General features: G+C 61.2%; 9 protein-coding genes and 6 pseudogenes. 8 read left to right on the plus strand and 7 right to left on the minus strand.

Going from position 1 to position 11,974, the window contains the following annotated elements:
• Positions 1-262: 262 nt before the first annotated feature.
• A pseudogene (locus M2320_RS22760) lies at positions 263-541 on the plus strand (IS21 family transposase); the annotation flags it as partial.
• Positions 538-936, plus strand: a pseudogene (locus M2320_RS22765) (ATP-binding protein); the annotation flags it as partial. The pseudogenes M2320_RS22760 and M2320_RS22765, both read left to right, overlap by 4 nt.
• Positions 937-1,215: 279 nt before the next feature.
• Here M2320_RS22765 and M2320_RS22770 read toward each other — a convergent pair.
• The 6 genes and pseudogenes from M2320_RS22770 to M2320_RS22795 form a co-directional block, all read right to left on the minus strand.
• A pseudogene (locus M2320_RS22770) lies at positions 1,216-1,383 on the minus strand (ATP-binding protein); the annotation flags it as partial.
• A 13-nt stretch (positions 1,384-1,396) separates the two neighbouring features.
• A complete protein-coding gene (locus M2320_RS22775) occupies positions 1,397-3,502 on the minus strand; it encodes a recombinase family protein (RefSeq protein WP_264599259.1) in 2,106 nt (701 codons plus the stop codon).
• 498 nt (positions 3,503-4,000) lie between these two features.
• Positions 4,001-4,289: pseudogene (locus M2320_RS22780) on the minus strand (ATP-binding protein); the annotation flags it as partial.
• Positions 4,223-4,495: a hypothetical protein gene (locus tag M2320_RS22785; protein ID WP_264599260.1), complete on the minus strand. Its 273-nt coding sequence runs from the start codon at positions 4,493-4,495 to the stop codon at positions 4,223-4,225. The gene M2320_RS22785 and the pseudogene M2320_RS22780, both read right to left, overlap by 67 nt.
• Entirely contained in the window at positions 4,485-4,727 is a 243-nt protein-coding gene (locus M2320_RS22790; RefSeq protein ID WP_264599261.1) for a hypothetical protein, read from the minus strand. Before M2320_RS22790 ends, M2320_RS22785 begins: the two co-directional genes overlap by 11 nt.
• The gene (locus M2320_RS22795) at positions 4,714-5,118 is read right to left on the minus strand and encodes a hypothetical protein (protein ID WP_264599262.1); all 405 of its coding nucleotides are present in this window, start codon (positions 5,116-5,118) and stop codon (positions 4,714-4,716) included. Before M2320_RS22795 ends, M2320_RS22790 begins: the two co-directional genes overlap by 14 nt.
• Before the next feature lie 146 nt (positions 5,119-5,264).
• On the opposite strand from M2320_RS22795, the gene M2320_RS22800 reads away from it, so the two are divergent.
• The 6 genes and pseudogenes from M2320_RS22800 (at position 5,265) to M2320_RS22825 (ending at position 10,307) form a co-directional block, all read left to right on the plus strand.
• A complete protein-coding gene (locus M2320_RS22800; RefSeq protein WP_319801467.1) occupies positions 5,265-5,573 on the plus strand; it encodes a helix-turn-helix domain-containing protein in 309 nt (102 codons plus the stop codon).
• A gap of 260 nt (positions 5,574-5,833) precedes the next feature.
• Positions 5,834-6,022 (plus strand): hypothetical protein, encoded by a 189-nt coding sequence (locus tag M2320_RS22805; protein WP_264599263.1) that lies wholly within the window; start codon positions 5,834-5,836, stop codon positions 6,020-6,022.
• A 637-nt stretch (positions 6,023-6,659) separates the two neighbouring features.
• Entirely contained in the window at positions 6,660-6,911 is a 252-nt protein-coding gene (locus M2320_RS22810; RefSeq protein WP_264599264.1) for a helix-turn-helix domain-containing protein, read from the plus strand.
• 579 nt (positions 6,912-7,490) lie between these two features.
• A pseudogene (locus M2320_RS22815) lies at positions 7,491-7,688 on the plus strand (cytochrome c biogenesis protein DipZ); the annotation flags it as partial.
• A 185-nt stretch (positions 7,689-7,873) separates the two neighbouring features.
• Complete coding sequence (locus tag M2320_RS22820; protein WP_264599265.1) at positions 7,874-9,208, plus strand: IS1182 family transposase; 1,335 nt, start codon at positions 7,874-7,876, stop codon at positions 9,206-9,208.
• Between the two features lie 122 nt (positions 9,209-9,330).
• Positions 9,331-10,307, plus strand: a pseudogene (locus M2320_RS22825) (IS630 family transposase).
• Between the two features lie 330 nt (positions 10,308-10,637).
• On the opposite strand, the gene M2320_RS22830 reads toward M2320_RS22825, so the two are convergent.
• Positions 10,638-11,687: an IS110 family transposase gene (locus M2320_RS22830; RefSeq protein ID WP_264599266.1), complete on the minus strand. Its 1,050-nt coding sequence runs from the start codon at positions 11,685-11,687 to the stop codon at positions 10,638-10,640.
• Between the last annotated feature and the right edge of the window lie 287 nt (positions 11,688-11,974).

Here is an 11,974-nt window from a genome sequence, read left to right on the forward strand (position 1 = left end):
AACGCCCTCGTCCCGCCTCATCGCCATCGCCAAAAACCCCGTCGAGTTTACGTGACTCAAGGGAATCAGCGCCAGCCGACTTCGTCAACGGGCAGCTATACGGTGGTCAAGGATTACGTGCGGCTGAAGCGGGCGCGTTCGCGCGAGGTTTTCATTCCCCTGGCGCATCCGCCCGGCCACGCCCAGGTCGATTTCGGCGAAAGCTGGGGCGTCATCGGCGGCGTTCGCATGAAGCTGCACATCTTCTGTTTCGACCTGCCGCATTCTGGAGGCGCGCATGGGCAATCGCGGCAAGCGCGAGTTCATCCAGGCCTTGCGGTTGATCGAGGTTTTCCCCGAAGCGATCGTGGCCGCCGCTGCGACCGACGCCATCAGGCTCGGCGCCGTCAGCTTCGACGCGGTCAAGCAGCTCGCTGTCGCCAAAGTCGAGCGCCGGCCGGCCCGTCTCGATCTGTCCGTCCACCCCTATCTGCCGGCGCCGACGGTCAAAACGACATCGGCCGCCGATTACGCCGCGCTCGTTTCCGGGGGAACGGCATGACCGCTTCCTCCGCGCCCAATCCCGCGCCGCCCCAGGTTCTGCTCGCGCATCACCTGCGCCAGCTCAAATTGCCGACGTTCCTGCGCAAATACGATCATGTCGCCGCTCAAGCCGCGCGCGAGGGCCTCGACCATCCCCGCTATCTGCTGCGCCTAGCCGAACTCGAACTGATCGACCGCGAACGGCGCATGGTCGAGCGCCGCATCCGCGCCGCCAAATTCCCGGCGGTCAAAAGCTTCGACACGTTCGAGTTCGCCGCCATTCCATCCCTCAATAAGCCGCTGGCGCTGGACCTTGCCCGCTGCGAATATGTCGTGGCGCGCGAGAACATCATCGCTCTTGGCACCAGCGGCGCGGGCAAGACCCATGTCAGCCTGGCGCTTGGCCTCGCCGCTTAACGAGTCCGTTGACAAGCACTTCCGCGACGAGCACGGCCATCTCATCATCGATGACAAGGGAAAGCGCTATGCGTCCTTTCGACAGTCGAAGCTCCGCGCGCTCACTTTTTCGACGCTGCGATGTCAACGGCGGAGCAAAAACCGGCCAGCGGGGCGGAGTAAAAGTCGGCCATTCGGGTGCGGGGCGAGCGAAGGATGCGAGGCGTCCGCCCGCCGGAGCTGGTCAGGTTGCGCAGGGGGGCGGACTCCGTCTCCAGGAGGCGCGGCGCGATGATGTCAGGCGCCGGTGTTTGCGTCAGGTTCGGCGAGGGGCGCGGGCTCTGACGGCTGGGGCTTGCGGCGCTGACGCGCTTTCGATTGGCGCAGGCGATAGCTCTCGCCGTTCATTTCGAGAATATGGACGTGATGGGTGAGGCGGTCGAGCAGAGCGCCGGTCAGGCCCTGATCACCAATGATGTCATGATGCCTTTCTCCTCGATCGCCTGTTGCGTTGCGCGCGAGCGCGCAGGGCTTCGATCTGTTCGTCCGTAAGTTCGATCTGCCACGGCTGCCACTTGGTCGATTGCCGGCCTTTGAGCAGGCCGCGGGCCAGGTATTTGAAGACGGTTTGCGACGTGACGCCGAGCGCGGTGGCGGCGCCCTGGACAGAATGGGCGCCGTCAGGCCATCGGTCTGGATTGACCCCGGCGCCGTTGATTTTGACGGTCGGAATGTCCCAGCGCTGGCGCAACATCCAGATGTTGCCGCCTTTGAAAGGGCGGTTGCTGGCGCCGATGAAGCCTTCCGCATTTAGCGTTGCGGCGATTTCCTGGTCCATCTTGCCCGCGGCGTTGAGTTTCGTCACGCGCTCTCTCAGCGTGTCGATGTCGATGTAGTCGCCGTAGGAGCGAACGCGCCTTTGCAGTCGGTGTTCGCTGGTCGCTCCGGTTTGCCAGACGATTTTCATCCAGACCTGCCCGGGTAGGCGCTTCTGGTCGAGGATGACCTCGTCGATGATGAGGCGCAAAATCGTCTTGCGCTCGGCCGCGGCGGTCGAGGGAGCATGCCAGAGCCCTGGCAGGTTCTGGCCCAACGACAGCAGACCCTGACGGTCAGCCTCGCTCAGGACCAATGGTTCGTTCTGCCGCCAGCGTTCGTAATCCTGCTCGATCGCCTCGCAGGCCCGAAGTTTCTCTTCCCAACAGCGCTCCAGCGAACGGGCCACCAGGCGGTTTTCCGGTTCGACAGCATCATATTGCCGCCGCGCCCGTTCCGCCTCATAGCGCGCCCGTTCGCGCCGCAACGCCCATTGGCGCTCAAGTTGACGGGCTTCTTGCTCGATCTCGCCGAGGGCGGCGATGGCGATCGCTATGCTGTTCGGCGTCAGGGCATCGAGCAGGAGGCGTTCGACCTCCGCGTCGACGGTCAACGCGCGCACTTCCTGGCACACCGGCCCTCCATCCTGGACGCGGTCGGCGCGGCAAGGATAGACGGGATGGTCGCCCGCAGGGCCGCTGTAGCGCAGGTTCATGCGCCGACCGCAGCGCCCGCAGACCGCAATGCCTTGCAGCAACGCCGATCCCTTGCGTGGCGCGCCGCAATGACCGGCTTCGTAGCGGCTGGCGTTGTTCATCAATCGCCTCTGGTTCTCCGCGAACTCCTGCCAGTCAATGTAGCCGGGATGGGCGGCCTTGAGGCAGACCTCCCAGTCCGCGATCGCGACCTTGGCCGTTCGCGGGTGATGAACACCGTGGCGGACCCGGCCGCCCTCCTGACGGCGCTGACCATAGACATAGGCTCCAGCATAACCGGGATTGTGGAGAATGCTGAGGACCCGCGGATTGGTCGCCTCCTGCCATGCCACATCCTGCGGCGCCGGTCCGACAAGCGGGCGCAGTGGCAACATGAGGTCTTGCTCGCGCAGATAGCGCATGACCGCTCGCGCCGTCCCAAGCTCGCGGAACTTGGCGAACACCAGGCCAAGCCTGGCCTGCACCTCCTCATCGGGATTGAGGGTGATCCGGCCCGAGCGATCATAGGCCAGCCCGGCGGGCAGGCTCAAGCGCAGTTCGCCGCGCGCCGCCTTCTGGCGCTCGCCTTGGTGGAGGCGCTGCTTGATCTGATGCAACTCGGCTTCGCTCATGATGCCGGACAGTCCGAGCAGCAGGCGGTCATGATAGGCGCAGGGATCAAAGAGCCGTTCGCCGTCGGCGATGATGACGCCAAAGAGCGAGCACAAATCGAGCAGTTGATGCCAATCACGGTTGTTGCGGGCAAGGCGAGAGGCGTCGAGGCTGATGACCAGCCCCGCGTTTCCCAGCCCGATCTCGGCGATCAGCTTCTTGAAGCCGTCACGCTCGACGGCGCCCGAGCCAGACTTGCCGAGGTCCTCGTCGATAACGTGCACGCGCTCGCGAGGCCAGCCGAGGGCGATGGCGCGGTCGACCAGACGATACTGCAATTCCGTGCTTTCCTGATGATGCCTCACCTGGTTCACGGAAGACTGGCGGACATAGATGTAGGCGAGCTTGCCGCGATGCTCGACCGTGATGCGCCCCTCCGCATCATTGGGCGCGGTCAGCATGTCGATCCGCCCCGACCAGCCCAGGCGCCGATCGCATCGCCAGCAGCAGTCGCGCGACGCTCTGCGCCAACTGCCTTTGCGTCTCCACCGGCAGGCTGGTCCAGAGGCGCTGCGGCCTCGCTCCGGCCGGACCCGTAGTCTTGGTGGCTGTCTCCCCCAACGCAACGCGGTTCAGATTCGGCCGAATGTTCATCACGAATCACCTCCTCGATCCGGGAGGCCACGGTGCAGTTCAAATGGCGCAGCAATGTGAGCAGCGTGCGCACGCTGACCCGCGCCAGCGGGTTCGATGCAGTCAGTCCCGGCGGAGAGACGTTTGCCAGGTCCGTCGACGAGCGCAGAATGGAACGCTGGCGTCCGTCAGACAACCGAACCACCACAAATGTCCGACCACGCCGGGAATGCAGCGAAACAACCTCAAGACGTTGGCCCGCGAGGCCGTGCCGCCGGTTCGTGATCGTGACGTGAGATATAAGCCCGTCGGCAATAGGGGCAGCGTGTAATGCTTGGTTTGCCAAAGATGCTGGTCCATTCCTCGAACGGCAGGTTCGAGGTGACGATGGTCGAGCCGCGCTCATGACGCTGGCTGAAGGTTTCGAACAGCAGCTCGGCGCCGGTTTGAGAGAGCGGCACATAGCCGAGTTCGTCGACGATCAGCAATTTGGACCGCGGCGAGCTGGGCCTGAAGCCGGCCGAGCCGGCGCTCGTCGCGGGCTTCCATCAACTGGCGGGCGAGGCTCGCGGCGGTGAGGAAGGCGACGGAGAAGCCGCGTTGGCAAGCCTGTAAGCGCGGTCATAAAGATCGCGCACGGCAAAAAGCAGCGCCTCAATTCCATCCTTCTGGAAATGGAACGTGTATGTCTCGCCGTCGATGTTGACGGCGCGGGAGACATCAAGTCCCTCGCTGACGAGGGCGTCGGCAATATAGGCCGAACGCTGAATGTCGCCGAGATCATCGAAAAAGCGAATGCGCGGGCCGCGGTTATCTTGCATTGGTCGTCTCCAGTTTGCTGGCGCGAGCTTCTGCGATCATCTCGTTGATGACGGCCAGCAGATTTTGCGTCGCGAAAAAAATCTGGCCGGTGAGAACCTGCTTCAGGCCGGTTTCCCGGCAAGGCAGGGCGTGAATCGCCGGCTCGATGTCGAGCATCTCGGACGAAACCCCGATGAGCCGATCGATTTGGTTTAGGCGCCTTTTCCGGGCATCTTTTTCACCGTTGGTCATCGTCGCCCCCTACCGTTTTGCCGTCCCTCAGCTCAATGATGGCGCAAGCGCAGGCCACGCGACCGCTGGCGGCGCGCAAGACTTGCTGTAATCCATTCACCGTTTCTTCTGCTTCGAGAAACCTATCCATCGTTTCAATTAGGATTTCATCGCGCTCCAAGGCTTCAACCATTTCGACGAGTTCGGCGTTCGTTTTGAACATCATGAACCAAGCGGCCCGGACGTTGGGCAGAAGCCATTTGCCGATTTCATTCCGTTGGGCATTTGTCGGCGGGCACCAGCCGTTCTCCGGATCATCCCAGGGCTCAAATTCCAGGGCTGCGGCGAATTCTGCCGTGACAGGGGTGTCTTTAGGCAAAGCGGTATCGTTCGCCGGAGAGGCGTTGGTCATGGTCGTACTCGTTGGTTGAACTAAAACTGAGGCATTCCTCAGATTTGAGGAATGAGGCAATTCAGAGGGTTAATCGACGCCGAGGCGAACGGATCGTTCACCCTTCATCGTAAGCTGTCGGTTTTCGACGCTTGCGACCTTAAACGATGCAAAAGGTGTTTCAATCTTTTTTAGATGGTTCTGGCGAAAAAGAATGTGTCATGCTATCAAGCGGCATGATGACCCCAGCACAATGCCGCGCCGCACGTGGCCTTCTCGATTGGTCGCAAAAGAACCTAGCCGAAGCTGCGCGCGTCGGCGTCGTGACGGTTCGCCAATTTGAGAGTGCCGCCGCAACACCGAGGAACGCCACCATGGAGGCGATGCAGCGTGCCCTCGAAGCCGCTGGCGTCGAGTTCATTCCGGCAAACGGAAGCGGTGCAGGCGTGCGCCTCAAGAAAGGCATTGTTCAATAGGCCGGCGCCGTCTTCATCCCCGAGAACGCCGGCGGGGCGGGCATGAGGTTGAGGAAAGCCAATGGCTTAAACCGTTTGTGATTATGACCTGGACGCCTAATTTTTGGAAATGCATATGCAGAATTAGCCAAGAATTCATAGGTACTTAAGTTTAGTTTTTGCGTAATTTGGGATGGTATATCCATAGTTCTCCATGGTCGAATCAAGGCAGGCAAGAACGGTTAAAAACACTGCATAAGCCTGCGTCGGGAGAGCACTTAATGGAAACTGATGCGCGCGATAAGTACATTGATCTTGCTGAAATTAATCTGCTCTACGCCAGAGCCGAGTTGCAGGCTGGGATTTCTGACGCCGCCGCGCTACTGAGGTCCTTTGAGCACATAGAGCGCGCTCTAAAAAACATCCGCACCCACAAACGAGCAACAGCTAAAAGGGCAAGGGCGGCCTGATCCAGTGCGAACGTGGCGTTACCGGAGCGCCGAGACGGTCGCGGCCGATCTAGCGGCATTCAAATTGCATGCTACTCAGCATTTTGTTCCACGTCTCGAATTGGCGGCGATGGCGCGTTTATCGAGTCGCATAGACGGTGTCGAAGATCGCGTCGAGGCGTCCTCATCAAAGCTTGGCGGGCGAACCGACCGCATCGCCGAGAAACAGCTTCGGGCCTGTCGCCCGTTCATAGGTTCGCGCCGCCTCCATCCTCCCGGGGCTCACGCAAGCGCGGACGAAGGGGAACGGGCCCCGCTGGCTTCGGCTGGCGGGGCTTTTTTGCGTTTCTGACACTGCGAGCCTCGCGCAAGCCTCGCCTGCGACGATTATTCCGTCGAGGTGGTCACTCGCTTACTCGACGGAATAAAACGGGACGCCCGTCAGCCCACTGGCGGGCGTTTTCCATTTGGAGCGCATGGCGGGCGCCAGCGCCGCGCGATCCAGGAAGGCTTATCTATCCGTGACGCGTCTGGAAGTTATCGCCTGTTCTTCCTTCGGCCTATCGGCATTATCAACAAAATGGAATGGAGAGCGTTTAGAGTGTTCGTCAGTCTCATTTAGGCAGCATGCTCATTCTTAAGGGCAGCGGTGAACACAATGCGCAGAGTAACGCCGATTTCGCCGGCTCAATCTCGAGCCGCTCGGGCGCTCGTTGAACTCGATCAGGCTGCTTTGGCCGAGCAGGCCAACGTATCTCGCAATGTAATTGTCGATTTTGAGAAAGGCCGGCGTACTCCCACAGCAAGCAATCTGGCGGCAATCCAGTCTGCCCTTGAAGCTCAGGGCGTTGTCTTTATCGAATCCGAGAACGGGCGCGGCGCTGGCGTCTGCTTGGCTGAGGTAAATTGATCGCACGGCGGTTTTCAGAGCCAATTCCCGCAGCGGGGCTGGGGGTGAGACTTAAGAAAGACATGGTGACGTGATTTGAGCAATTCGAAATTCATAACGAAAGGCTCAACACCATGACGCACGTTCAAGTCAAAACGTCTCCCCACGGAACTCCTGGCGAGTTTGTGGCCGTCGAAAATTGCCGCGTCGTTTGGGCTGGGGCCATTGAAAATATTGCGGACGCCGGCAGTTTCGACGTTCTTTTCTGCCATGACAGCGATGTTCAAGAGGCCATGACCATAGCTCGCCGGCTTTCTCCGGCGTCATCGCATGCTTGGGCGGAAAACGACAATCTGCCGTACTGTTAGCGGCGCCACGTGCGCGGGCGTCACGCCCGGCCAGTCCCTGACGGAATGGTGCACACACTTTCCAGTCCATCCGCGAATGCCTGCACGGCGGCTGCGACTTGTTCATGCTCGTCATGCGTCTTATTCGCGGCGACCTGTTCGGCGAAGAAGCGCGCCCATGCGACGACGCGCGACGGATCAATCGCATTGCGTTCGGCCAGGGCGGCGACGATGGCGCAGGCGTAGAGTTGAAAGGCGCGCCGTGGCGAAATTCGGCATCTCCTACCCGGTAGCGCTCGATAATGATTACGCGATCTGGCGCGCCTACGGCAATCAATATTGGCCGGCCTTTTATTTCGTCGATGCGCAAGGCCGCATTCGCAGCCGCCATTTCGGCGAGGGGGAATACGCGCGCAATGAAAGCGCCATTGTCCAATTGCTCGCCGAAGCCCGCCGCGCCGTCAGCCCGGTCTGATATCGCGCGCTGAACCGGTTCGAGATCGCCGCGATTGTTGGCATGGCGTTCTCCAGCATCGCGACGCCGGTGCGGCCTGACGGACGCACCGGCGAGCAGCGCCTAGGAGCGTGTCCGAGTAGTCGTGGCGCTTTTTGACCGAATCTGATTCCTTAATCGGCATGAGCAAGACGTTTCGGCCTTGGAAGATTGATCAAACTCAACTGCTGCCGGCGGCGGTTTCGGATTACGTGCCGGCGGATCACCTGGCCCATTTCGTGGTCGCGCTGGTGCGCGAGAGCCTCGATCTGTCGGAGATCGTCGGCGCCTACAAGAGCGCGCTCGGCCAGCCGCCGTTCGATCCCCGCCTGATGACCGCGCTTCTGCTTTACGCCTATTGTTCCGGACTTTACTCCTCGCGGCGCATCGCCAAGGCCTGCGTCGAGCGCGTTGATTTCATGATGATCGTCGCGCACGACGGGCCCGATTTCCGCACCATCGCCGATTTCCGCAAACGGCATTTGACGGCGCTGGCGAACCTGTTCTTGCAGGTGCTGAAGCTGGCTCAGAAGGCCGGGCTGGCCAAGCTCGGGCATGTCGCGCTCGACGGAACCAAGATCAAGGCGAACGCCTCCAAGCACAAGGCGATGAGCTACGAGCGCATGAAGGCGCGCGAGGCGGAGTTGCAGGCCGAGGTCGATGGCTGGCTTGCGGCCGCCGAAGCGGCTGACGCTGATGAGGACAAGCTCCATGGCGCCAGCCGGCGCGGCGACGAGACGCCCGATTGGATCGCCGACAAGCAGAAACGCCTGGCCAAAATCCGAGAGGCCAAGCAAGCGCTCGAAGAAGAAGCTGCCGCCGTCGCAGCGGCGAAGGCCGAAGCAGAGCGCGCGGCGGAAGAGAAACGCCAGGCCGAGAACCGCAAGCGCTCGGCGCCGCGGCCCAGCCCACCATCGAACGAGCCCGCCCCCAAGGCGCAGCGCAACTTCACGGACCCCGACAGCCGCGTGCTCCTGACCAAGGACGGCTTCATTCAAGGCTACAATGCGCAGGCGGCGGTCGATGGCGCAGCGCAAATTATCGTGGCGCACGGGCTGACACAGAGCATGAGTGACTGCCCGCAGTTGGTTCCTCTCGTCGACCAGGCGATCGCCAATTTCGGGCGCAAGCCGCGAGAAGTTTCAGCTGATGCCGGCTATTGCAGCGAAGCCAATCTCGCGGCGCTCGCCGAGCGCAAGGTCGAGGCTTATGTCGCGACCGGCCGAGCCAAGCGCCCAGCTGAAGTCACAAGACGGATAGGCGGCGCGCTCACGCAGAAAATGCGGCAGAAACTCAAACGCGCGGGCCATCGCAGTCGGTATCGCTTGAGAAAGCAGATCGTCGAACCCGTGTTTGGGCAGATCAAGCAAGCGCGCGGCTTTCGACAATTCCTGCTGCGCGGCCTCCACGCGGTGAAGGCCGAATGGGCGCTCATCTGCACCGCCCACAACATCACCAAGCTCGCAAAGGCGAGTTGAGCGGCCAACCGCAAAACGGCAGCCGGCAAAACGACTATCTGGACACGCTCCTAGTGGATTGACCGAAACGGAAGAGTCCGCGAGAGGATTCCCCGAGGCTCAGGCTTTTGCGAGTATGGGCCATGCGCACTGGAATTTTCATCACTCTCGCCGAGACCGATCGGCGTCGTCTCGAAGCCCTGGTTGCTGATCGCAATACGCCGCAGAAACACGTTTGGCGAGCCCGTATTGTTTTGATGAGCGCGGACGGCGCAGGAACGTCCGCCATCATGGCGGCGACCGAGACGGCGAAGACGACCGTGTGGCGGTGGCAGGCGCGCTTCATGAACGAAGGCGTCGACGGATTGTTGCGCGACAAGACTCGACCGCCTGGGAGACCGCCCATCGCCGATGACAAGACCTCGATGGTTGTGGCCATGCCGGCGCACGCTCTGGTCATCAGCATCGACGAGAAATCGCAGATCCAGGCCCTTGATCGAACACAGCCCGGGCTGCCGCTGAAGAAAGGACGCGGCGCCACCCTGACGCACGATTACAAGCGCAACGGCACGACCACCCTGTTCGCGGCCCTCGAGGTGCTGACCGGCGAAGTGTTCGGGCGGAACATGCAGCGCCACCGGCATCAGGAGTTCATCCGCTTCCTCAACGCCCTTGAGCGCGACATCCCTGCCGGGAAGATCGTTCATGTCATTCTCGACAACTATGCCGCCCACAAGCATGAAAAAGTTCGGGCCTGGTTGAATCGTCACCCACGTTGGACGTTCCACTTCACGCCAACATCGAGTTCATGGCTGAACGCCGTCGAGGGCTTCTTCGCCATCCTCACGCGTCGCCGATTGCAATATGGCGTCTTTCGCTCGGTCGTCGATCTTCAGGCGGCCATCAACCGCTTATCGACGAACACAACCACATGCCAAAGCCATTCGTCTGGCGGGCCGATCCCGACGCCATCATCGCCGCACGGAACAGAGGGTTCCAAGCGTTGGAGTCAATCCACTCTTATGACCGTGGTCAAGCACCCGGGTCAAACGGTCCACGCCGGCGCCTTCGCGCAGGTTCAATCGTTCGACAGCGAGGAGACGGGACGGGCCTTCCGTAATGGCCCCCTCGGTGTCAAGTCCCTCCTATGAACCTCTTCAATTCTTGGCGCGCCGCGTGAGCGCGCTTATCATCGCGCCGTAGCGAACGCGGCGCGTGTTGGCTGTTTCCGTTGTCGACGCCGCCGGTCTCTTCCTTCCGTCCGTGGTCGACACGCAGGCCGCCACATCATGCCATCCGAGGAAACGGCGAGCCAATCTGATAACGCGTGATCCGACGATTTGTCGGCCACTGCCCGTCCCGCGGCTTCACCGGCTCCATCGTCCCAGCGACGGGACTTCGGACGAAACGGGCTTCGTTCAGCTCGTTTCGAATTCCATTTTCAATCGGCTCAGGCGCGGGCGAGTTGCAGAGTCTTTGGAGCCTCTTTGGTCCAGCGGAAGTTCGTCCCATCGATCCACATACGATGCAGGATCACGCCGATCTTGCGCGCCAAGGCGACCTTGGCACGTTTCGCCCCGCGCCGTTTGACGAGATCCATTCCCCACCGTTTGAGCGCTGAGAATTGCGTCACGCGCGATAGAAGGACATTGGCCGCCTCATAGAGCGCGGTGCGCACCATTCCGTCGCCGACGCGAGAGATGCCGCCGGTCACATCGGTCTCCCCGGATTGATATTTCTTTGGCGTTAGCCCGAACAAGGGACCGATAGCTTTGGATTTGCTGATCCGCTCTGGATCGTCGACTGCTGTTTTGAACGTGATCGCCACCAGCGGCCCAACGCCCGGCGTCGTCATCAGACGTCGACAAACTTCGTCCTTGCGGACGATCGACAACATTTCCTTGTGGAGCTTGCTGTACTCCGCCAGCAGCGACGAGCGCGCCGCCAGCATCGCCGAGCAAATCTGTTCCAGCATCATCTGGCCGGCGCACAGTTCGCGCACCCGCGATTCGAAGCTTTTTCGCGTCACCAAGCCCATCTTCAGGCCGAACCCGCGCAAAATTCCGCGGATGCTGATTTCCACGTCGAGCAATTTGCCGAGCAGGAGTTTGCGCGCGACAAGCAGCGCCCGGACTTCCTGCGAGCCAATCGATTTGCAATGAACCGGCCGAAACCAACCCATCCGGAGCAATTGGGCGATGCCACGCGCATCCCTGCGGTCGGTCTTCACCGTCATCGCCGAGAGCGCAGCCTTCACATGCCGCGTCTCCAAAAGAACCGTCTCGAAGCCGGATTTCGTCAATCCGGCATACAGCCATTGCGACAACGGCCCGGCCTCAAGGCCGATACGATCAATCGGCATGACGAGCCCCCGCAGAAAGGCGATCAGGGAGTCTGGGGCGCTTTCGACCTTGGTTTCCTTCACAATCTTGCCTTTGGCGTCGACAATGCAGACGCTCGACAGTTCCAAAGAAACGTCGATTCCGGCATAATATTCCATGGCTGTCCTCCGTCCGATGCCTGGGGCCGGCGCTAACCAGGACCCCGTTCCTCATCATACGGGGGACAGCCACCGTCCTAAACCAGAGGCTCAGGCCGGGGCCATTACGGCATCTGAAGACGACGGTTGATCATGCTCTTATCCGCGGGTTGGGTACCGCATTTCCGCAATTCGTCTTGGGCTATCCCAGTCTAGGTCATCGACTCATTAAACCGGCACCATATGCGAAACGCAGCGAGCTTGACGCCTGCGAGAAAGTTGTCGGCTCGCTTGTCGTAACGAGTTGC

The organism is Rhodoblastus acidophilus (assembly GCF_025961575.1).
In the GTDB taxonomy this organism is placed as follows: domain Bacteria; phylum Pseudomonadota; class Alphaproteobacteria; order Rhizobiales; family Beijerinckiaceae; genus Rhodoblastus; species Rhodoblastus acidophilus_C.